This is a genomic window from Burkholderia orbicola (assembly GCF_900100915.1).
Classification (GTDB): domain Bacteria; phylum Pseudomonadota; class Gammaproteobacteria; order Burkholderiales; family Burkholderiaceae; genus Burkholderia; species Burkholderia orbicola.
Genome location: NZ_FNKW01000002.1, coordinates 1,967,307 through 1,988,586, shown reverse-complemented (window position 1 = coordinate 1,988,586; position 21,280 = coordinate 1,967,307). Strand labels below are relative to the sequence as shown.

Annotated in this window: 17 protein-coding genes; 5 read left to right on the top strand and 12 right to left on the bottom strand. The window is 67.5% G+C overall.

What is annotated here, in order from left to right; translation table 11 throughout:
• Window positions 1-591: 591 nt before the first annotated feature.
• From BLS50_RS25815 to BLS50_RS25795, 5 genes are all read right to left on the bottom strand, one after another.
• Complete coding sequence (locus BLS50_RS25815) at window positions 592-2,949, bottom strand: GNAT family N-acetyltransferase (RefSeq protein ID WP_074805090.1); 2,358 nt, start codon at window positions 2,947-2,949, stop codon at window positions 592-594.
• A gap of 579 nt (window positions 2,950-3,528) precedes the next feature.
• On the bottom strand, window positions 3,529-3,834 hold the full coding sequence (locus BLS50_RS25810; RefSeq protein ID WP_027810506.1) for an H-NS histone family protein: 306 nt from the start codon (window positions 3,832-3,834) through the stop codon (window positions 3,529-3,531).
• 104 nt (window positions 3,835-3,938) lie between these two features.
• Window positions 3,939-4,211, bottom strand: a complete 273-nt coding sequence (locus tag BLS50_RS25805) for a hypothetical protein (protein WP_080486923.1) — start codon at window positions 4,209-4,211, stop codon at window positions 3,939-3,941.
• A 61-nt stretch (window positions 4,212-4,272) separates the two neighbouring features.
• Window positions 4,273-4,818, bottom strand: coding sequence for a BON domain-containing protein (locus BLS50_RS25800; RefSeq protein WP_074805087.1), 546 nt, complete (start codon window positions 4,816-4,818; stop codon window positions 4,273-4,275).
• Between the two features lie 54 nt (window positions 4,819-4,872).
• On the bottom strand, window positions 4,873-6,360 hold the full coding sequence (locus BLS50_RS25795; RefSeq protein ID WP_074805084.1) for a sigma-54 interaction domain-containing protein: 1,488 nt from the start codon (window positions 6,358-6,360) through the stop codon (window positions 4,873-4,875).
• Window positions 6,361-6,686: 326 nt separating this feature from the next.
• Here BLS50_RS25795 and BLS50_RS25785 point away from each other — a divergent pair, with 326 nt between their 5' ends.
• Both BLS50_RS25785 and BLS50_RS25780 read left to right on the top strand, forming a co-directional pair.
• Window positions 6,687-8,090 carry a GntP family permease gene (locus tag BLS50_RS25785; RefSeq protein WP_027810509.1) on the top strand — a complete coding sequence of 468 codons (1,404 nt, stop codon included), beginning with the start codon at window positions 6,687-6,689 and terminating at the stop codon, window positions 8,088-8,090.
• Between the two features lie 347 nt (window positions 8,091-8,437).
• A complete protein-coding gene (locus tag BLS50_RS25780) occupies window positions 8,438-8,689 on the top strand; it encodes a DUF4148 domain-containing protein (protein WP_011694888.1) in 252 nt (83 codons plus the stop codon).
• 39 nt (window positions 8,690-8,728) lie between these two features.
• On the opposite strand, the gene BLS50_RS25775 is transcribed toward BLS50_RS25780, so the two are convergent.
• Window positions 8,729-10,324 (bottom strand): thioredoxin family protein, encoded by a 1,596-nt coding sequence (locus BLS50_RS25775; protein ID WP_074805080.1) that lies wholly within the window; start codon window positions 10,322-10,324, stop codon window positions 8,729-8,731.
• A 260-nt stretch (window positions 10,325-10,584) separates the two neighbouring features.
• Window positions 10,585-11,085 (bottom strand): GNAT family N-acetyltransferase, encoded by a 501-nt coding sequence (locus BLS50_RS25770; protein WP_011548896.1) that lies wholly within the window; start codon window positions 11,083-11,085, stop codon window positions 10,585-10,587.
• A 598-nt stretch (window positions 11,086-11,683) separates the two neighbouring features.
• Between BLS50_RS25770 and BLS50_RS25765 the strand changes: the two genes are divergently transcribed.
• The 3 genes from BLS50_RS25765 (at window position 11,684) to BLS50_RS25755 (ending at window position 15,716) form a co-directional block, all read left to right on the top strand.
• A complete protein-coding gene (locus BLS50_RS25765) occupies window positions 11,684-14,023 on the top strand; it encodes a phosphocholine-specific phospholipase C (RefSeq protein WP_074805077.1) in 2,340 nt (779 codons plus the stop codon).
• Window positions 14,024-14,299: 276 nt separating this feature from the next.
• A complete protein-coding gene (locus tag BLS50_RS25760; RefSeq protein ID WP_006480304.1) occupies window positions 14,300-14,569 on the top strand; it encodes a hypothetical protein in 270 nt (89 codons plus the stop codon).
• Between the two features lie 154 nt (window positions 14,570-14,723).
• A complete protein-coding gene (locus tag BLS50_RS25755) occupies window positions 14,724-15,716 on the top strand; it encodes a DedA family protein/thiosulfate sulfurtransferase GlpE (protein WP_011548893.1) in 993 nt (330 codons plus the stop codon).
• Window positions 15,717-15,770: 54 nt separating this feature from the next.
• On the opposite strand, the gene BLS50_RS25750 is transcribed toward BLS50_RS25755, so the two are convergent.
• From BLS50_RS25750 to BLS50_RS25730, 5 genes are all read right to left on the bottom strand, one after another.
• Window positions 15,771-17,243, bottom strand: a complete 1,473-nt coding sequence (locus tag BLS50_RS25750; RefSeq protein ID WP_027810513.1) for an OprD family porin — start codon at window positions 17,241-17,243, stop codon at window positions 15,771-15,773.
• A gap of 168 nt (window positions 17,244-17,411) precedes the next feature.
• A complete protein-coding gene (locus BLS50_RS25745; protein ID WP_074805073.1) occupies window positions 17,412-18,431 on the bottom strand; it encodes an ABC transporter ATP-binding protein in 1,020 nt (339 codons plus the stop codon).
• Complete coding sequence (locus BLS50_RS25740) at window positions 18,428-19,420, bottom strand: ABC transporter ATP-binding protein (protein ID WP_011548890.1); 993 nt, start codon at window positions 19,418-19,420, stop codon at window positions 18,428-18,430. Before BLS50_RS25740 ends, BLS50_RS25745 begins: the two co-directional genes overlap by 4 nt.
• 1 nt (window position 19,421) lies before the next feature.
• The gene (locus tag BLS50_RS25735; RefSeq protein ID WP_006480300.1) at window positions 19,422-20,324 is read right to left on the bottom strand and encodes an ABC transporter permease; all 903 of its coding nucleotides are present in this window, start codon (window positions 20,322-20,324) and stop codon (window positions 19,422-19,424) included.
• A 13-nt stretch (window positions 20,325-20,337) separates the two neighbouring features.
• Entirely contained in the window at window positions 20,338-21,276 is a 939-nt protein-coding gene (locus tag BLS50_RS25730) for an ABC transporter permease subunit (protein WP_006480299.1), read from the bottom strand.
• Between the last annotated feature and the right edge of the window lie 4 nt (window positions 21,277-21,280).

Here is a 21,280-nt window from a genome sequence, read left to right as displayed (position 1 = left end):
GAGCCGTGCATTCGCATGCTCCCGAAAAAGCTCACCTCAGCATCCCGCAAGCGCTCACCACAGCCTCCCGTAAAAGCTCACCCAAGGCTCCCGGAGACGCTCACTGACGCCTCCCGAATGTCCTCACCGATCGCTCCCGCAAGTGCTCACCGGGGTGTCCCGGAAAGGCTCACCGGCCTCTCCCGCAGGTGCTCACCGGCCGTTCCCGGGAAGGCTCACCGAAGGCTCCCGTATCGGCTCACCACGCTGTCCCGGAAAAGCTCACTCGCCGCTCCCGAAAAGTCTCACCTTGGTGACGGCTGCGAATTTGCAAGGCCGGAATACGGCCACGCACGTGTGCAAGCACATCGCTTGAAACGGCTGCGCAGGGCGAACACAGGATGAACGTCGGCGGCACGTGACGAGCATCACCGGACATCGTGCGCGCTTCGCGGTATCGCTGCGATCAACGGGTTCGACACGTTCGCAGGCGCTTCACGCGGGAGGCTGGCTCAAACGCTTTGCATTCCTGAGTTAACTTCCGACATGGCGAAACGTCGGGACGCATTGCTGCCATGCGCTACCCTCGAGCATCGAACCACAGGGTGACGCCTACGGCTGCAACTTCATCCTGAAACCCACGACGCCGGGTTCCTCCGTCGTCGACACCGCAAACCCGCATGATTTCGCGAGCGAGATCATCGCCGAATTCTCGCGCAGCGCCTCGCCGACCATCCAGGCGGTGCCGCGCGAGCGGGCGTAGTCGATGATGCGGGTCATCATCAGCCGGCCGAGCCCCTTGCCCTTTTGATCGGGCCGTACCGCGATCGCGAACTCCGCCGTCTCGTTGTCGGGATCGGCAACCGCACGCGCCACCGCGAGCGTATGGTCGCGCCCCGACACATCGGTAAACGACACGATGAAAGCCATCTCGCGGTCGTAGTCGATCTGGGTCATGCGCGCCACCTGTGAATGATCGAAGCTGCGCACCGCGCCGAAGAAACGCATCCGCAGATCTTCCGGCGTCATCGCACCGAGCAGTTCGTTGTGTGCGGCCTCGTCCTCGGGACGGATCGGACGGATCGTCACCGTCTCGCCATGCCACTCGAGTGTCTGCTCGAGGTGTCGCGGATACGGCATGATCGCGAGCCGGCTGCGCCCCGAGGCGAGCGTGATGCGCGGCGCGATCACCCATGCGCGGTCGGACAGCACGCGCAGCGTGACCGACATCGCCACCACTTCCCGCACGTCGCAGACGACCTGCGACAGCGCCGTCAGCGCGTCGAGCGTCGGCTCGACGGGCGTGCTGCGCGCATACGGCGAGCGCTCCATCACCGCGCGGGCGAGCACGGTGTTCAGCGGCGGCAGGCCGTAGACGACGAATGGCGCCGATACACCGTCCGCAGGCGGCACGGCATAGCGAAACACAGGACCGAAATTCGAATCGTCGTACATGTCGACCGTGATATCGACGACCTTCTTGCCGGCCGGTTCGTTGGACTGCTCGCCCTGCAGACCGAAATGGGACAGCCAGCGCAGCGCGGCTTCACCGGCCAGTTCATGCTGACCGGCTTCGACCAGGCGGCGCGCGTCGGCCTGGGCGGACGCCACGCCCTCGGCCGGCTGCGGCGGCGTGCCCTCAGGTGTCTGCATCAGCAGTTGGCGCCCGAGGTTGTAGTCGACGAGACGTGCATACGCGCGTGCGAGCCGCTGCGGCGTCGTGTGCACCGGAATGCCGTTCGCGTGCAGCGCATCGCGCGTCGCCGCGTCGACCGCGCCGAAGAAACACGCGAGGATGCCGCGATGCGCGTACTGCCGCGAGTCGATCAGCGTACGCGCGACCGAATCGGCGGGCGCGCTGTGCGAAGTGGAATGGACGACGAACAGCGTGCCCGTCTGCGGAAACGGGGCGAGCGCCTTGATCGCCGCCGCAAAGTGCTCGGGGTGTGCATCGTCGCCCAGCGTGAGCGGATTGCCGGGCGCCGCGAGATGCGGCAGCGCGGCCGCGACGGCCGACGTTGCGGCAGGCGACCAGTCGGTCAGCACGTCACGCACCTCGGCCACCGCATCGACCGCGAGTTTCGCCACGCCCGCGTCGCTCGTCACGAGCGTCGCCGCCCCTCGCGCGGTGACGCGGCCGACGCCGAGCGTCTCGATTTCGTCGAGCAGATCGTCGAGCGCATCGACGCGCACCATGCCCGCGCGCTGGAATGCCGCCGTGTAGAGCGCGTCGCCAGGATCGGCACGGCCGGTGCGCAGCGCGAGCACCGGCTTGTTGCGTGCCGCCGCGCGCGCCGCCGACATGAACTTGCGCGCCGCGCGCACGGTATCGAGCTCGAGCAGGACCGCGCGTGTGCCGGGATCGCTCGCCAGATAGTCGAGGACGTCGCCCGCATCGACATCGGATTCGCTGCCGAGCGCGACGACGTGCGAAAAGCCGAGGCCCCGCGCATCGGCCCAGCCCAGCACCGCGTTCGTCAACGCATTCGATTGCGACACCCACGCGACGCCGCCCGATCGTGCCGTGTAGGCAGGCGCGCCGAAATGCGCATGCCGCGCGGGCGACAACACGCCCAGGCTGCCGGGCCCGACGATACGGAGCACGAACGGCTTCGCCGCCTTCAGCATGCGATCGACCGCGGCGCGATCGGCATCGGTGCGCGCCTCGCCGACGATCACCGCGACGCGCGCACCCAGCTCACCGAGCTTGCGCACGATGCCGGCCCAGGTCGCGGGCGGCGTGCAGATCACGGCAACCGACGGCGGCGCGGGCAACCGGTCGACGTCGGAAACGACCGCATGCCCGTCCAGCTCGCGATATTTCGGATTGACGGGCCACACGGGCCCCTGGAACGCGCCGTCGAGCACGCGCGACCACACCATCGCGCCGATACTGCCCGCGCGCGACGACGCGCCGACGACCGCAACGGACTTGGGCTGGAACAACGCATCGAGATGGCGAACGGTCACATCGGCTCCCTGCGGTGGCGAAAGACGACACGATCGGCATGCGGCCGGCGGGCCGCGCGCCGATCGACGCGAACCCCAAGCATAGGCGAAGCGCCTGCGACTGCCTATATGCCGATCGGCCGACTATTCGACGGACGTCAACGCTCGCACCATGGACTGCAACACACGCGGCCCGGCATCGCGGCGCCGCACGCACGATGCACGCAATGCGGCACGACGCTGCTGCCGCTTTCTCAAAGGTGAGGATTTACAGGAGCCATGGTGCGTATCTTCGGGAATCGCACGACACACCGCGCCAACACGCGAAAGGTGATGAAAATCGGCACCATGCATGCACCGCGAAAATCGCGAATGCCAATGCGTGTGCGTTACGCCATTACACGCTTGTTTACGGAAATTCCCCGCAATATGCAGCCGGATCGCAGCGAATTCGCAAAACAGGAGCCGTTAATTGCGCGGCATTGCACTTCAATTCGGCGGGGAAAATCGCATGGCGACCGCACCAAAACAAAACGGTGCGAAGGCCGGAAGGCCGTTCGCACCGTCAGTCGGTACACGAAAGGTGAGGGTTTTCGGGAGTCAGTCCTTGATCAGGAAACGTCCGCGATTCTTGCCGAGCCATGCCGGCGCGCGCCCGCGGCCACTCCACGTTTCGCCCGTCTTCGGGTTCAGGTACTTCGGCGGCAACGTGCGCTTCGGCTTCGCGGCGGCAGCAGCGGTGCTCGATCCTGCGGGGCGAAAACCGAGCTCTTCCGGCGTAATGTCGTATTCGTCGATTTTCGCGCGGATATGCGCAATCGCGTCGGCAATCGCCTTTTCGCGTTCCTTGTCGATCTTTTGCTGAAGCCGTTCGAGCTGCGCGCTCAGTTGCCTGTAGGTCGCCATATGGATGGGACTCCGTGAGTGTTATTCGTGAAAAACAAGTGACTCAAAGCAAACAGAAAAGCGCCTTCGCCCGATCGTGGTGTCCTCAGCCGGTCATGTCGGGATCAATAACCGCTCTTCTTCTTGCATGCGAAGAGAAGATTTCGCACGACGTCATCCGTCGATTGCTGGATCACGTCGAAATCGCCGTTGCACATGGCCCGGGCATTGTCCGTGCAATTGCTCCAGTCGTTGCCGGTGCATTGCACCTGGGTGGTCGGGCGCCCGTCCGAAGTGAACAGCGGAGCACCGCCGCCGCACCCGCCGAGCCCTGCAACCAGAGCCAACATCACGGCCACCCGAGGCCACCGACAAACCGACGCAAGCATGTGTTTCATTGTGGTTCCCGTCAACCTTTTTTTGAATGTGGCGAGTATGCCATGGGCGGCCCTTCGACCGTCAGTCCGGCGTGCGGTCGGGTTGCCCGCGCGCCTTGTAAGGCAAGCGCTTGCGCGGATCGTCGGTGATGCGAATGAAAACCTGCTCCACGTCCGGAAGCGCCTCGAATTCGCGTTGCAGCGCCTGGCGATCGAGCGTCGTATCCGCGCATCCCTCGACGTAGATGAAACGTCGCTGCACGGTGATCCACAGGCTCGTGCCGCGCAGATGATCGGAGCCCGCGAAGTGTGCCTTCGCCGCATCGGCGATCGACGCGTCATACATATACGAGTTCGGCTTCGTGCAGCGATGCGCGAGCCAGCAGGTCGTGCCACGTTCGGCGCGGTAGTGCGCGTCGTCCGTCATCTCGGCGCGCGTCATCCACGGGCCGAGCGGCAACGGGCATTCGGCCACGTCCTGCGACAGCGCGACGAACGGATCGTTGTACCAGTTGCGCCGTGCGTCCGGCGCATCGGGCGCGTCGGGCCCGTCGATGTTGCCGGCCTGCGCGCGTGCGGCGCTCGCCAGCACCATGGTCAGCCATCCTGCGATGCCGATTCGCTTCATCGTGATCTCCTGTTCGATGCGTTACATCGGGAAGCACCGGCCTCGCCGATCGGCCTACCGGTCGATGCCCAGTGCCGCCAGTTTCTTGTACAGCGTCGCGCGGCCGATGCCGATACGCGCAGCCGCTTCGACGACCTTGCCGTCACAGGCCGCGAGCGCATCGGTCAGGAACTGGCGCTCCCACGCCGCCAGTGCATCGGCATACGAGGCAGCCGGCCCAGCGGATGCCGTCGGGGCATCGACCGCGCGCTGCTCGGCCGGCACCGCGCCAAGCCGCTGCGCCGGCGCAGCGCCGTCCGGCGAAATGCGCACCGGCCCGAGAAACGGCGCGAGCGCGCGCGCATCGATCACCGAGCGATCCGACAGCATCAGCGCGCGCTCGAGCGTATTGCGCAACTCGCGCACGTTGCCGGGCCACGGATACGCGCACAGCATCCGCAACGCATCGTCGGTCAGTTCGCAGTGCGCGGCGCGCCCGTGCTGGGCGGCCAGCTCCTCGAGTGTCGCGTAGACGAGCGCCGCGATGTCGGAAGCGCGTTCGCGCAGCGGCGGCGCATGGATCGTCAGCACGTTCAGCCGGTAATAGAGATCCGCGCGAAAACGCCCTGCCGCCACCAGCGCCGGCAGGTCGGCCGACGTGGCGGCGATGATGCGCACGTCCGCGCGCACGATCCGGTTCGAACCGACCGGCTCGAACTCCTTGTCCTGCAGCACACGCAGCAGCTTGCCCTGCAACGGCAGCGGCATGTCGCCGATCTCGTCGAGAAACAGCGTGCCGCGATCGGCCAGCTCGAACTTGCCGACGCGCCCCTTGCGATCGGCGCCGGTGTACGCGCCGGGCGCCGCGCCGAAGAATTCGGTTTCGAGCAGCGTATCGGGAATCGCGGCGACGTTGACGGTCACGAGCGGCTGGAGCGCACGCGCCGACGCCGCGTGAATTGCGTGGGCGAGCAACTCCTTGCCGGTGCCCGTCTCGCCGAGCAGCAGCACCGGCGAATCGACTTGCGCCGCGCGGCGCGCCTGGCGCTTGGTCTCGAGGCTCGCGGCACTCGTGCCGACGAAGCTCGCGAACGTGTATTTCGCGCGGCGTGCCTGCGCGAGCGAGCGCTGCGTTGCGATCAGTTGCTGCTGAAGTTGCGCGTAGCGGGAAAAAATCGGCGTGAGGGTCTTCAACTGGTCGAACAGCGCGAAGCCGATCGCGCCGACCGTCTCGCCGGCCTCGTTCTTCAACGGCAGGCGCGTGACGACGAGCGGCTCGCGGCCCGTCTCCATGATGTCGAGCAGGATCGGCTGCCCGGTCGACACGACTTCCCGCATCAGGCTGTTCGGGATCACGGCCTCGCAGTCGAGGCCGACGGCCTGCTGCGGATCGGCGAAACCGAAGCGTGCCGCGTAACGCTCGTTCATCCACACGACGCGCGCGTCGCGATCGACGACTACCGTGCCCGCACTCGAATCCTCGAAGGTCCGGAACAGCGACTCGGCGGCGCGCCGCAGCACGTCGCCGTAGTTGACGGGCAGGCGCGCCCAGTCGTTCATCATCGTGTCTTCGTCTCCGTATATCGTCGACCGGATGTCTCCGGAACGAGACGGATTATCTCACTCTGGAGACACGTCGCAATCCATTGTCAGGGAAAGCCCTGCCCGATTTCGAGGATCGACCGAACGGCCAAATCGTCTCCGGCTGGAGACGTTTTATGTAGAATCGTCAGACCTGCACCGGCGCGGGCCCGCCGGCCGCCTGCGGACCCATGTCCGGCGGCGCAATCCGGCCGATGGCACGAAACCTGCACGAACCCGAACTGGTCCGCAGCGCATCGCGCGATCGAACAACAACCAAAGCCATTCCAAGCTTTTAGGAGACTCCCTTGTCTTTCGTGATCGTCCTCGCCGCGCTGGCGTTCCTGATGTTCGCCGCGTATCGCGGCTACAGCGTGATCCTGTTCGCGCCGATCGCCGCGCTCGGCGCGGTGCTCCTGACCGAACCCGCCGCCGTCGCACCGGTCTTCTCCGGCATCTTCATGGAGAAGATGGTCGGCTTCGTCAAACTGTATTTCCCGGTCTTCATGCTGGGCGCCGTGTTCGGCAAGGTGATCGAACTGTCCGGGTTCTCCGAGTCGATCGTCCATGCGGCGATCCGCTACATCGGCCGCTCGCGCGCGAATGCGGTGATCGTCGCGGTGTGCGCGCTGCTCACCTATGGCGGCGTCTCGCTGTTCGTCGTGGTGTTCGCGGTCTATCCGTTCGCGGCCGAACTCTATCGCCAGAGCAACATCCCGAAACGGCTGATGCCCGGCGCGATCGCGCTCGGCGCGTTCTCGTTCACGATGGATTCGCTGCCCGGCACGCCGCAGATCCAGAACATCATCCCGACCACGTTCTTCAAGACGACCGCCTGGGCCGCGCCCGCGCTCGGCACGATCGGCTCGCTGTTCATCATCGTCGTCGGCCTCACGTATCTCGAATGGCGCCGCCGTTCCGCGATGGCGAAGGGCGAAGGCTACGGCACGTCGCTCGTCAACGAGCCGGAGCGCGTCGAGGCGAAGGCGCTGCCGCATCCCGCGCTGGCGATCCTGCCGCTGATCCTCGTCGGCGTGTCGAACTTCGCGTTCACGAAGCTGATCCCGCAGTGGTACGGCGCCGCGTCGTACACGGTCGCGCCGGAAGTGCTGCCGGGCGTGCACGCGCCGGTCACGACGTCGATCAAGACGGTCGTCGCGATCTGGTCGGTCGAGGCCGCGCTGCTGCTCGGTATCGTGCTGGTCGTGCTGACCGCCTTCAAGCGCGTCAGCGACCGCTTCGCGGCCGGCTCGAAGGCCGCCGTCGCCGGTGCGCTGCTCGCCGCGATGAACACTGCGTCGGAATACGGCTTCGGCGGCGTGATCGCCGCGCTGCCGGGCTTCCTCGTCGTCAGCGACGCGTTGAAGAGCATCCCGAACCCGCTCGTCAATGCGGCCGTGTCGGTCAGCTCGCTCGCAGGCATCACGGGCTCGGCGTCCGGCGGCATGAGTATCGCGCTCGCCGCAATGTCGGACCTGTTCATCAAGGGTGCACAGGCGGCCAACATCCCGATGGACGTACTGCACCGGGTCGTCGCGATGGCGAGCGGCGGCATGGACACGCTGCCGCACAACGGCGCGGTCATCACGCTGCTCGCGGTCACGGGCCTCACGCACCGCGAGTCGTATCGCGACATCTTCGCGGTCACCATCATCAAGACGCTCGCCGTGTTCTTCGTGATCGCCGTGTACTACGCGACGGGGCTCGTGTAAGCGTCGGCATCCCAGGCGGCACTTCATTCGCCGCCTGCCCCTCGCCCTTCAAGATCGGACCGCATGCGCACCGGAACGGATTCCGGAATGCGCATCCGGTCCGATTTCATTTCGCTGCCCGTCGAATCAGGCCAAATCCCCGCCGCAGCGCTTGTACGCGCCCGGCGGTCGCCCCGGTCATTGCATAGCCTGCGCCCTTACTCGCCCATTGTTACCGGCAGCAGAACACTGCGTTGGGCGCGATCGCATTTTTCGCGCGGCCGCCCCGGCCTACACTGGTTTCAACGTCGCACGGCGCTTCGACGAACGAAGCGCTGCGATTCACCGGAATCGTGGAGGTCCCGATCATGAAGCGCCTGATCCAAGCCGTTGCCATCGCCCTGGCCGTCTCGGCCCCGTTCGCCGCGCAAGCCCAGTCGAACCAGCCGCTCACGCGCGCGCAGGTCCACGCCGAAGTCAAGGCGCTCAAGCAGGCCGGCTTCCAGTCGAGCGACTGGTTCTATCCGGCCAGCATCGTATCCGCCGAAGCGAAGATCGCCCGCGAGCACGACGCCGGATACGGCAGCGATCGCGGCGCATCGTCGGAATCGGGCCGGTAATCCGTCGTCCAGCCCGCCCGACGATCCTTCCGCGCGTCGTTACGACTTTACAGGCTGGATCAGCTTCGTGCATGCCGCCGCCTGCGGATCGCCGGCCGGCAGTTTCCCGCACACGCCGTCGAACTGCTTGACGACCGACCTGACCGACGCATCGTGCGCGCCGCTGCCGCGCCAGCGATTCAGCTGCGTGACGACCTTGGTCAGCGCGCGAAGGTTCGCGCCGTAGAACGCGTCCCGGGTCTTGTCGGTCTGCGCGAGCACACTGGCGGCAATCCCTTCGATGCGCGCCGAATCGTCCGGCGCCAGTTCAACCGCATTCGCGAAGTAGGTCGCGCCCCAGCGGAGCTTCGTCGCCGGGCCGCTCGCCGCGTCGTACGCCTTGCGATACCAGTCGAGCGCGGCCGCCTTGTCGCCGCGCGCCTTCGCGTTCGCGGCCAGCCCCGACATGAAGTAGTACGGCGTGGACGAACGCGGCAGCTCGGCCTTCAGCAACGCATCCGATTCGTCGTACAGCCCCGCGTCGGTCAGCGTGTCCGCGCCTTCGCTGACGAGCGCCTGCCGCTCGTATGCATTCGCCGCGCCCTGCACCGATGCGGCAATCTGCTTGCGCGCGGTATCGGCGAGCGCCGGTGCGGCGAGTGGTGCGCCCTTGCGTGCGTCGCCGCGCGCGAGCAGCACGCGGCCGTGCAGCGCCATCAGCCGGTCGATCGACGACAGCGTGGTGTCGGTCGACAGGCGCGCCAGCGCCGTGTCGTACGCGCCGCGCAATTTCGTGCGCTGCGCGTCGTCGCCGCCGAGATACGCGACCACGCGCGCGGGCGCGGCGACCAGCACGTCCGAATCGGCCCGCGACAGCGCGGCATCGTGCAGCACCGTGCGCAGCGAATCGGCGAGCGCGGCCTTGTCGAGCGCACCGGCCTGCGTCGGGTCGTCCGACGCGGCGACCACCGCCGACTTCAGCGCGAAGCGCGCCGATTCGGTTTTCGCACCGGCCGCCCGCGCGCGTTGCGCGAGCGACTGCAGCGTCTGCGCGACACGATCGGCCGGCACCGGCAGCGCGCCGTCGGTATCCCATGAATAGTCGGCCAGCAGGCGCCATTCGTCCGGCGTCAGCGACGCGCCGTTCTTCAGCGCCGTCGCGAGCGTCTGCCGCACCGGATGCGCGGCCGTCATCCCGAGCGACAGCGCCTGCATGTAGCGGTCGAGATCCGCTTCGCCCGGCAGCCGCGTCACTTCGGTGCCGTCGGGACGGAACAGGATCATCGTCGGATAGCCGTGCACCTTGAAACGCTCGCCGAGCTTCTGCGCGCTTTCGGTATCGCCGTCGAGATACACGGGCACGAAGAACGACGAGCGCGTCTTGAATGCCTGCTGGCTGAAAATCGTCGACTTCACCTGGTTGCACGACGGGCACCACACCGCGCCCCAGTACAGCAGCAGCGGCTTGCCCTCGCGCTTCGCGAGCGCGAACGCGGCATCGACGTCGCCGTGTTGCCACGCGATGCCGGGCGGCAGATGCGCCCCGTCGGGCGATGCGCTCGCCACCGTGGCGCCCGCGGGCGTGGCGGCGGCGAGCGCCGCACCGGCGGCAACGAACAGGCAGGCGGCGGTGAGATTGCGGAGAACGGTTTTCATCGAAGCGGGTTCCGTTGAAAAAGACGGTTTCAGGGCGATGCCGCGCACGCAACGAGGGCCGTGAAGCGATGACGATGAGGCCAGCCGACAGGCAGCGCCGCGCATGCATCGATACGGAAAAGCGAAGCCGGCCGCAGCGACCGGCAAATCGTTCGACGATACGACGGGTACAGCCGAAGGAAAACGAACGAATTCTCGATTGGATATGACGGGCGGCAGCACGTGCCGCGTGTGCCGTCACGTCCGCGACGGCCAGGCCTTCATTGCCGCGCCTTGATCCGGGCCATGTGATACACGGACGCATGCACGCCGTCGCGCAACGCGTAATCCGGCGATTCGCCTTCGATGCGGAAACCGTGTTTCTCGTAGAGCGCGATCGCCGCGCGGTTGTCGGTGAACACGGTCAGCTCGAGACGCGTGATGTTCAGCCAGTTCTCCGCGAGGTCGATCGCGGCCGCGAGCAGCCGGCCGCCGATGCCGCGCCCGTGACGGGCCGCGTCGACCATCATGCCGAGCGCCGCCGCGTGGCGCCGGCGCGGATTCGGTTCGGGATGCAGGCCGAGATGGCCGACCACCGTGCCGTCGATTTCGGCGACGAGGCTCATGCCGTGCTCGCGCACGCTGTCGAGCCGCTTCTGCCATTTTTCGAGCGACGGAAACGGCTGTTGCAACGTATTCATGTACACCGCGGGATGCGCGGCGATCTGCCGGATCGCGTCGACGTCGTGCGTCTCGCTGTGCCGGATTCTGATATCGGTCATGGGTGGGCCGGTTCCGAAAAGTCACGCCGAAGGCGCGGACTGCGCAGGCGCGCAGCAACGCATCGAGCTTAGCCGATTTCACGCCTTTGAAACACAGGTGTCACGCGGTCGTCAGTCAGGTTGCATCCGCAACGAAACGCGCGCGCCATCCCCGAAAATCCGGAAAATTCTGACCGGCCACGCCCACGGAGATCGGTAATTTCTTACCGTTTTCAACCCGCATCGCGCCTGAACGAATCGTTGCGCACGCAACGTCACGTGCGCGACATGCGATGTCATTTCTTCATCACGTCGACGTCATGTCGACGCCCTAGACTGGGCGCCGCCGCAGTCCCGCATACGCCGGGTTGGTAAGTCTGCCGGCACCTGCCGCCGCGCATCACGAGCGCGCGGCGTACAGGATCGCGACGACGAAGCCGCGGCATCCGCGCGACGTCGGGCGTCGGGCGTCGCGTGTCGGGCGCAATGCGTGCCCCGCTGCGACACGCGGCCAACGCCCCTAACGCGCACGCATCGGCGATCGCCCCGGGGCCGGACGACGCCCGGGCACCCCTAGACGAACGCACGACCGCTCCCACCCTCACAGGACACGAACGCCATGACGTCACGCCGCAAATTCCTTCAGCAGACCGCCGGTTCCGGCCTCGCCGCCGCCGCGCTCTCCGCGTTTCCGCCGAGCATTCGCCGCGCGCTCGCGATTCCCGCCTTCCACGAAACGGGGACCATCCAGGACGTCAAGCACGTCGTGCTGCTGATGATGGAGAACCGCGCGTTCGACAGCTACTTCGGCACGTTCAAGGGCGTGCGCGGCTATGGCGACCGCTTCGCGGTGCCGTCGCCGAACGGCCGCGACGTGTTCTACCAGGCGTACACGAAGGCGACGCCCGCCGCGACCGTGACGCCGTATCACCTCGACGCGCGCCAGGGCAACGCGCAGCGCGCGGGCGGCACGCCGCACACGTGGGCCGACGCGCAGGCCGCGTGGGACCACGGCCGGATGAACCGCTGGCCCGACGCGAAGACGCCGCTGTCGATGGGCTATTACGACGCGGCCGAAGTGCCGTTCCAGCGCGCGCTCGCAGATGCGTTCACGCTGTGCGACCACTACCACTGCGGGATGCACACGGGCACGATCGCGAACCGCCTGTTCTACTGGAGCGGCACCAACGGCCCGAACGGCATCAGCCCGGCCGACGGCAGCCGCGTGAAGATCGCCGCGCTGAACAACCAGTTCAACGGCGGCAACGACATCGGCCCGTCGAGCCAGGGCTGGACCTGGACGACCTATGCCGACCGGCTGCAGCAGGCCGGCGTGAACTGGAAGGTCTATCAGAGCCTGATCGACAACTTCGGCTGCAACGAGATGATGAGCTTCCGCCACTGGCGCGCGGCGATCGAGCAGATGCCGGCCGCGCGCCGGCCCGCGTACGTCGCGTCGACCGACATCACGCAGCCGGTGACGGCGGCCGGCGCGTTCTACGATCCGGCGATCGACGATCCGCTGAGCCCGCTCGCGAAGGGCTTCGGCAACACGATGCCGTACGGCTTTCTCGAAACGTTCCGCGACGACATCCGCAACGGCAAGCTGCCGGAAGTGTCGTGGATCATCCCGCCGTCCGCGTACAGCGAACACCCGGGGCCGTCGAGTCCCGCGCAGGGCGGCTGGTACGTGCAGGCCGTGCTCGACGCGCTGACGGCGAACCCGGAGGTCTGGAGCAAGACCGTGCTGCTGGTGAACTACGACGAGAACGACGGCTTCTTCGATCACATGCCGTCACCGGCCGTGCCGTCGCGCAATGCCGACGGCACGCTCGCGGGCGGCCATACGCTGTCGGCCGCCGACGTCGCGGCCGAGTACCACGACTTCGCGCCGGCCACGTCGAGCCAGCCGGCCGTCGATGGCCGTCCGTACGGCCCGGGCCCGCGCGTGCCGATGTGGATCGTGTCGCCGTGGAGCCGCGGCGGCTGGGTCAACTCGCAGGTGTTCGACCATACGTCGACGCTGCGCTTCCTGGAGAAGCGCTTCGGCGTCGCGGAGCCGCAGATCAGCGCGTACCGCCGCGCGGTGTGCGGCGACCTGACGAGCGCGTTCAATTTCCGCACGCCGAACAACGAGCCGCTGCCGACGCTCGCGGGCCGCACGACGAAAAGCCAGGTCGACGCGCTGAGCGCCGCGCAGCAAACCGCGCCGAAGATCGTGCCGCCCGCCACGCCCGCGCCGCCCGCACAGGCGACCGGCGTACGTCCGTCGCGCGCGCTGCCGTACGAACTGCACGCGAGCGCGCGCACCGATGCCGGCACCGGCACCGTCACGCTGAAGTTCGCGAACACCGGCCGCGCCGCCGCCGTGTTTCACGTCTACGACAAGCTGCACCTCGACCGGCTGCCGCGGCGCTACGTCGTCGAGCCCGGCAAGCGGCTGCACGGCGACTGGGCCGCGCGTGCCGACGATGGCGGTAAATATGACCTGTGGGTGCTCGGCCCGAACGGCTTTCACCGCCGCTTCACCGGCGACCTGAGCCGCGTGGCCGGGGCGCGCGCGCCGCATCCGGAAGTGCGCGTCGGCTATGCGGGCGCGAGCGGCAACCTCCACCTGCGGCTGCGCAACGACGGCGCTGGCACGGTGCGCTTCACGGTGAAGTCGAACCAGGTCTACGGGCCGCTGTCCGGGCGGGGCGGAAACGACGACCACGGTCATGGCCACGGCAACGAAAACGGCAACGGCAACGGCCATGGCACCGGCACCGCATGGACCGTCACGGTGCGCGCCGGCGACCAGTCCGAACTGCACTGGAAGCTCGACTCGACCGGCCATTGGTACGACTTCATCGTCACGGCCGACAGCGACGCGAGCTTCTCGCGCCGCGTGGCCGGCCGCGTGGAAACCGGCCGCCACTCGGTCAGCGACCCGGCAATGGGGCTCGCCGACCGCTTCTGACGCCGCCTCGGCGACGCGCGGCGCAGCGCGTGTCGCCGCCCGCGCCGGCGTGGCCTCGAACGCCGTTCGGGTACCGGTTTCGGCCGGCGCCCGATCCGGCGGAAACGCCCGCCCGGCGCGGCTCAAACATCAGAAGGATCGGTGGTATAGCCCTCTTTTCGTCCCCACGAAAATGCTCCGTGTCGCGGCCCGTTCGCGTTAAACTGCGTCAAGCTGTATTCAACAAAGACATCTTTGCCGCCACGGCATCCACGACACGACACGAGGATAGGTTCGATGCGCACTACCGGCTCATCCGGGGCAATGACCCTGCTCACCGAACACGACGCGGCCGACGGCCGCGAACTGCGCTCGCTCCGGCTCGAGGCAACGGGCGACGGCAAGAGCGTGCTGCTGATCGAGATCGACGAACGCAAGCCCGGTATCCACCGCGAGGTCCGCTACGAGATCACGCCGGCCGAGCTGATCGCGGCGATCCGCTCGCACGGCGCCGAGCTGCCCGGCGAAAACCATGGCGCCGCATCGCTCGCCCGTACGCCTTCCTGATTCCGAACGGTGAGCCGCGTGCAACACGCCGGCTCACCCACATCCCCCTGCCGCCGTCATGCGCTTTGCGTCATTCCCGCCGCTGCCTTGAAAAAGGCCGATAATCGGCGCATCTGCATTTCCCGCCCACGCGTTTCCTTTTCGGCCAGCCGTCATGCTCCGTGACCTCGTCGCCCAGTACGGGCCGCTTCTCGTATTCGCCAACGTGCTCGCGGCGGCGGTCGGCCTGCCGGTGCCCGCGATGCCGACGCTCGTGCTGTTCGGCGCGATGTCCGCGATGCACCCGGCGATGATCGGCTCGCAGCTCGTGACGGTCGTGGCGCTGTCGGTGCTCGGCGCGCTGATCGGCGACACGGTCTGGTACGTCGCCGGGCGGCGTTACGGCGGCACGACGCTGAAGACGATCTGCCGGCTGTCGCTGTCGCGCGATACCTGCGTGAAAAAGACCGAGCGCTTCTTCGGCCGCTATGGCGTGCGCGTGCTCGCGGTCGCGCGTTTCATCCCGGGGTTGTCGCTGGTGTCGGTGCCGATGGCCGGTGCACTCGGCACGCGCTATCGCACGTTCGCCGGCTACGACGCGCTCGGCGCCGCGCTGTGGACGATCGTCGGGCTGGGAGCCGGCCTCGTGTTCTACCGGCAGATCGACTGGCTGTTCGCCGGCGCGAGCCGGCTCGGCCGCGCGGTGCTGCTGGTCATCGTCGCGCTGCTCGCCGTCTATGCGGCCGTGCGCTGGATGCGTCGCCGCGCGCTGATCCGCCAGCTCGCGAACGCGCGGATCGGCGTCGACGAACTCGACGTGCTGCTGCGCGACGCCGCCGCCCCGGTGGTGCTCGACGTCCGCTCGCCCGAGCACCGCAAGCTCGACCCGTTCACGATTCCCGGTGCGCAGTTCGCCGACGAGCGCCAGATCGGCGACATCGTCGCACGCTATCCGCTCACGCAGAAGTTCGTCGTGTATTGCTCGTGCCCGAACGAAGTGACGGCCGCGCTGATGGCGAAGCGCCTGCTCGATGCAGGCTTCACCGATGCGCTCGCGCTGCGCGGCGGGCTCGACGCATGGCGCGATACCGGCCGCCAGCTCACGTCGCTCGTGGAAGAGATGCCCGCCGCGAACGATCCCGTGGCAGGCTGGCACAAGCCGGCCTGATCGCACCGATCGCAGGCCGGCCGTGCGAGACAGGGGGCCTTGCGCCCCCTTCCATCAGAACGCGTGCAGCGGCAGGTTCACGACCAGACGGTACTCGGTGTTCGTCGCGTCCGAGTAGTGGGCCGAACCGGCGTGCCACATCGCGATGAACGTGACCTTCGTGTTCTTCAGCTTGCCGCTCTGGAACGTGTACGACGGGATGAAGCCGAACTCGTGGTGACGGCCCTGCACCGGCGCGCCGTTGCTCCAGTAGATGCTCGACTTGCTCGGATCGTTCGCCGCGCCCGCGCTGCCGTCCGCGCCCCAGCCCGTCACGCCCCACACCATCGCCTTGAAGCCCGGCAGGCCGGCGTCCTTGCCGTAGAACGTGTAACGCAGCTGCAGCGATTTCTCGTGCGGCGCGTTGTAGTCGACGTCCATCGAGTTGGCCAGGAAGATGCCGTTCGTTTCGTTCAGGTAGTCGAAGAACTGGTCGCCGAGCACCTGCTGGAAGCCGAGCAGCAGTTCATGCGGGCCATGCTGCGCGGCCAGCGACAGGCTGTACGCGTTGTTGTTGATCTTGCCTTGCAGCGCATCGCCCGTGTCGTGCGTCGAGTAGACGTTGCCGAAGCCGGTCCACTTGATCGTCTGCGGGCTGCCGATGCTGTGCTTCACCGACGCGTAGTACTGGTGCCACACGTCGTCGGCCTGGTTCGCGTACAACGCGACTTCGCCGTTCGGCGAGTAGTCCCACGTACCGCCGACGTAGGTCAGGCGATTGATGCGCGTGCCGCCGTACTGCGTCGTCAGGTTGGTGAGCGTCGTATGGCCGCGCGCGTCGGTCTTCGTGAAGCTGCCGGCCTCGAGCATCACGTTCTTGAATTCATTGCTGACGAGCGTCGCGCCGAGGAACGTCGGCGGCAGCGCACGGTTGTCGTGCTGCTCCATGAACGGGTTGTCGACGGCCTGCAGACCATACTTGACCACCGTGTTCGAGATGCGCGCCTTGACGTCGTAGATGCCCGGGTAGGCCCACGCGAGCTGGTTGCCGCCGCCGCCGCCCTTCGCGATGTGCACCATGCTGCCGGCGCCCTGGCCGCCGTCGAGCTTCAGCGCCGCATACAACGACGCATCGAAGCCGATCCCGATCAGGCCGGTCGTGTAGCCCGACTCGAAGTTCGCCATCGCGCCCTGGACCCACGCATGACGATGCGGGCCGCCCTTGTTGTCGAGCACGTCCGCATAGTTGCGGAACAGGAAGTCGAGATGGCTGTCGGCGATGAAGCCGTTCGACTTCGACTGCGCCGACGGCTCGTCGGGCGGCGTGACGGCCTGGCTCGCCTCGGCGTTGACAATGGCGTTCGGGGTCGTTGCCTGCGCAACGGATGCGCCCGACCCGGCGGCCGGTGCGGCCTGCGCGACCGTCAGCGGCGCGGAGGCCGCGTCGTCGGCGTGCGCGACGCCCGTCAGCGACACGCCGGCGAGCGCCGGCAGTCCCCAGGCAAGCAGCATCTTCGATGCCGTCCCGATCGTCTTCTGCTTTTTCATCGTAATAATTCTCGTCTTGTGTTGATATCGTCCACGCCGGTCGCGATCCGCTCCCAGCCCCCCGGCGAGCCCGGCTAAGGACGCGCCTGTACCCGCGGCGCGAAGATCGTTCGCGCCGCACCTACCCCTGTTGACCTGCCTTGGTTTTGTTTGCTGCGTTACTTCACATCACGCCGCGCCCGCGCGGATGCACGCGACGCGCGCCTCCGACCCCTGCCGCACTTCCGGCAGCGGCACGTCCTGCGCGCACGCGTCGATCGCGACCGGGCAGCGCGTGCGGAACGCGCAGCCGGACGGCGGGTTGAGCGGCGAGGGCATCTCGCCCGCCAGCAGCATCGGACGGCGAGCACGCTCGCGCGCCGGCTCCGGCGTCGGCGCCGCATCGAGCAGCGCCTTCGTGTACGGGTGTTGCGGCACGCCGTACACGTCATGCCGCGTGCCGAACTCCATCACGCGGCCGAGATACATCACGAGCACGCGCTGGCTGATGGCCTTCACCACCGCCAGATCGTGTGCGACGAACAGATAGGACAACGACAGTTCGCGTTGCAGATCGCGCAGCAGGTTCACGATCTGCGCCTGGATCGACACGTCGAGCGCCGATACGGGTTCGTCGCAGATCACGAGCTTCGGTTCGCTGATCAGCGCACGCGCGATGCCGACGCGCTGGCACTGCCCGCCGGAAAATTCATGCGGATACCGCAGCAGGTGATGCGCGTTCAGGCCGACGCGCTCGAGCATCGTGACCACGCGGCGGCGCACTTCGGCACGGCCAAGGCCGGCGTGGTGCGTGACGAGCGGCTCCGCGACGACCTGCTCGATCGTCATGCGCGGATCGAGCGACGCGAGCGGGTCCTGGAAGATCATCTGCACTTCGCGCCGCATCGCGGTGCCGCGCAGGTGATCCGGCGCCACGGTCTGGCCGCGCCATTTCACGGTACCGGCCGTCATCGGCACGAGGCCGATCAATGCGCGCGCCAGCGTCGACTTCCCGCAGCCCGATTCGCCGACGAGCCCGACCGTCTCGCCGCGCTTCACGTCGAACGACACGCCGTCGACCGCGCGCAGCGTGCCCTTCGGCGACCACGGATAGCCGCCGAGCGGCACGCGGAAATGCACTTTCAGATTGTCGACGGACAGCAGCGTGTCGTCCGTCGCGCCGGCTTGGCGGCGTTCATCGACGCTCATCGCAGACCTCCCGTCAGATCGGCCACGGGCCGGTGGCACGCGCGCACCGCGCCCACGGCGCCATAGGTTTCGAGCGCCGGGCGGGCAATGCCGCAGCGTTCTTCCGCATAGGTGCAGCGCTTCGCGAACGCGCAGCCGGCCGGCGCGGTGCCGGGCATCGGCGGGTTGCCGGGGATCGCGACGAGCGGCGCATCGTCCGCGTCGGTCAGGCGCGGCAGCGCATTGAGCAGGCCGATCGTGTACGGATGCGACGGCGCCGCGAAAATCGAGTCGGCCGGCGCGTATTCGACGGTGCGGCCCGCATACATGACCATCACGTCGTCGGCGAGGCCGGCGACCACGCCCATGTCGTGCGTAATCAGCACGATCGCGGTGCCGCGCTCGCGGTTCAGCTCGCGCAGCAGGTCGATGATCTGCGCCTGCACGGTCACGTCGAGCGCGGTGGTCGGCTCGTCGGCGATCAGGATTTCCGGCTCGGAGAGCAGCGCCATCGCGATCATCACGCGCTGCCGCATGCCTCCCGAGAACTCGTGCGGATACATGCGGATGCGGCGCGCCGCGTCGGGAATGCGCACCGATTCGAGCGCCTCGATCGCGCGCTTGATCGCTTCCTTGCGCGACAGCTTGCGATGCAGCTGCAGCGTCTCGGTCATCTGCCGCTCGATCGTCAGGAACGGATTGAGCGACGTCATCGGGTCCTGGAAGATCATCGCGATCCGGTCGCCGCGCACCGCGTTCAGCGCGCGCGTATCCATGTCGAGCAGGTTGTCGCCGCGGTAGCGCGCGGTGCCGGTCGTCGTGCCGTTGCCGGCCAGCAGGCCGAGCAGCGCCATCACGGTCTGGCTCTTGCCCGAGCCCGATTCGCCGACGATGCCGAGCGTCTTGCCGGCTTCGAGCGAGAACGACACGCCGTTGACGGCGTCGATCGGCGGCGCATCCTTGCGCGTGAAGCGCACGCCGAGGTTTTCCACTTCCAGCAAAGCAGCCATTTCAGCGATCCTTCGGGTCGAGCGCGTCACGCAGGCCGTCGCCGACGAAGTTCACGCAATAGAGCGTCACGCACAGCATGACGGCCGGGGCCAGCAACAGCCACGGCATCGATTCCAGTTTCTGCGCGCCGTCCTGGATCAGCACGCCCCAGCTCGTCATCGGTTCCTGCACGCCGAGGCCGAGGAACGACAGCACCGATTCGGTCAGCACGATGTTCGGCACCGAGACCGTCGCGTACACGACGACCACGCCGAGCAGGTTCGGCACGACGTGACGCAGCACGATCGACGCCGGCGACACGCCGATCGCGCGCGCCGCATCGACGAACTCGCGATTGCGCAGCGACAGCGTCTGGCCGCGCACGACGCGCGCCATGTCGATCCACGAGAACGCGCTGATGGTCAGCACGACCAGCATGAACGAGCGGCCGAACAGGGTCATCATCAGGATCGCGATCAGCAGGTACGGGATCGCGTACATCATGTCGACGACGCGCATCATCACGGAGTCGACGCGGCCGCCCGCGAAGCCCGCGGTCGCGCCCCACGCGACGCCGAACAGGCCCGACACGAGCGTGCCGAGCAGGCCGACCTCGATCGATACGCGGCCGCCGATCAGCGTGCGCACGAGCAGGTCGCGGCCGAGCTCGTCGGTGCCGAACCAGTGCTGGTTCGCCCAGGTCGGCGGCAGGCTGATCGAGGCCCAGTCGCTCGCCGCGGGATCGGCCGCGAGCAGCCACGGGCCGACGAAGCAGGCGAGCGTGATCAGCGCGAGCAGCACGAGGCTGAACAGCGCCGCGCGGTTGTGAAGGAAGCGCGCAAACGCCAGCTCGAGCGGCGAGCGCGAACGCGGCGGCGAATCGGTCTGCACGGGCAGGCCGACGACGGGAGTGGTCGGAGTCATCGCTGTGCCTCGCTCAATAACGGATGCGCGGATCGAGCCACGCGTACGCGAGGTCGACCAGCAGGTTGAACAGCACCGCGCAGACGGTCGTCAGCACGACGAGGCCGAGCACCAGCGTGTAGTCGCGGTTGATGGCGCCGTTCACGACGAGTTGCCCGAGGCCTGGCAGCGCGAACACCGATTCGGTGACGACGGCCGCCGTGATCGACGTGATGCAGACCGTGCCGAACAGCGACACGACCGGCATCAGTGCGGGCTTGAGCGCGTGGCGCAGCACGATCGTCGAGCCCGGCAGGCCCTTGGCGCGCGCGGTGCGGATGTAGTTGCTCGACAGCGTCTCGATCATCGAGCCGCGCATCACGCGTGCGAGCAGCGACACGTTGATGAGGGTCAGCAGCGCGATCGGCAGCAACCGGTACCGCCAGCCGCCGTCGCCCCAGCCGCCGGCCGGCAGCCAGCCGTTGCCTTCCGACGTCTTCAGCAGGATCGCGAAGATCCACACGAGCACGGGGCCGAGCACGAACGGCGGCACGACGTTGCCGAAGTTACCGATCAGCATCACGAAACGATCGATCACGCTGTCGCGGCGCACGGCCGCGACGGTGCCGAGCAGCACGCCGAGCACGATCGAGATCGGGATCGACACGCCGCCCACGCCGAGGCTCACGGGCAACGCCTTCTTCACGAGATCGTTCACCGACCAGTCGACGTAACGGAACGACGGGCCGAGATCGCCGTGCAGCAGCGAGCCGAGATACAGCAGGTACTGCTTCCACAGCGGCTCGTCGAGGTGGTACTTCGCGTTCAGGTTCGCGAGCGTCGCGGCGGACAGCTGCTTCTCCGTATCGAACGGGCCGCCGGGCGTGAAATGCAGCAGCAGGTAGCAGACGGTGATGACCGCGAGGATCGTCGGCACCGCCCACAACGTGCGCCTCAATGCGTAGGCCAGCATGATC

Coding starts and splice junctions, on each gene's coding strand:
- BLS50_RS25745 (WP_074805073.1), bottom strand. CDS start 18,431: ATGAGCGTCGATGAACGCCGCCAAGCCGGCGCGACGGACGACACGCTG.
- BLS50_RS25810 (WP_027810506.1), bottom strand. CDS start 3,834: ATGGCGACCTACAGGCAACTGAGCGCGCAGCTCGAACGGCTTCAGCAA.
- BLS50_RS25780 (WP_011694888.1), top strand. CDS start 8,438: ATGAAGCGCCTGATCCAAGCCGTTGCCATCGCCCTGGCCGTCTCGGCC.
- BLS50_RS25805 (WP_080486923.1), bottom strand. CDS start 4,211: ATGAAACACATGCTTGCGTCGGTTTGTCGGTGGCCTCGGGTGGCCGTG.
- BLS50_RS25770 (WP_011548896.1), bottom strand. CDS start 11,085: ATGACCGATATCAGAATCCGGCACAGCGAGACGCACGACGTCGACGCG.
- BLS50_RS25775 (WP_074805080.1), bottom strand. CDS start 10,324: ATGAAAACCGTTCTCCGCAATCTCACCGCCGCCTGCCTGTTCGTTGCC.
- BLS50_RS25740 (WP_011548890.1), bottom strand. CDS start 19,420: ATGGCTGCTTTGCTGGAAGTGGAAAACCTCGGCGTGCGCTTCACGCGC.
- BLS50_RS25760 (WP_006480304.1), top strand. CDS start 14,300: ATGCGCACTACCGGCTCATCCGGGGCAATGACCCTGCTCACCGAACAC.
- BLS50_RS25800 (WP_074805087.1), bottom strand. CDS start 4,818: ATGAAGCGAATCGGCATCGCAGGATGGCTGACCATGGTGCTGGCGAGC.
- BLS50_RS25750 (WP_027810513.1), bottom strand. CDS start 17,243: ATGAAAAAGCAGAAGACGATCGGGACGGCATCGAAGATGCTGCTTGCC.
- BLS50_RS25730 (WP_006480299.1), bottom strand. CDS start 21,276: ATGCTGGCCTACGCATTGAGGCGCACGTTGTGGGCGGTGCCGACGATC.
- BLS50_RS25755 (WP_011548893.1), top strand. CDS start 14,724: ATGCTCCGTGACCTCGTCGCCCAGTACGGGCCGCTTCTCGTATTCGCC.
- BLS50_RS25735 (WP_006480300.1), bottom strand. CDS start 20,324: ATGACTCCGACCACTCCCGTCGTCGGCCTGCCCGTGCAGACCGATTCG.
- BLS50_RS25765 (WP_074805077.1), top strand. CDS start 11,684: ATGACGTCACGCCGCAAATTCCTTCAGCAGACCGCCGGTTCCGGCCTC.
- BLS50_RS25795 (WP_074805084.1), bottom strand. CDS start 6,360: ATGATGAACGACTGGGCGCGCCTGCCCGTCAACTACGGCGACGTGCTG.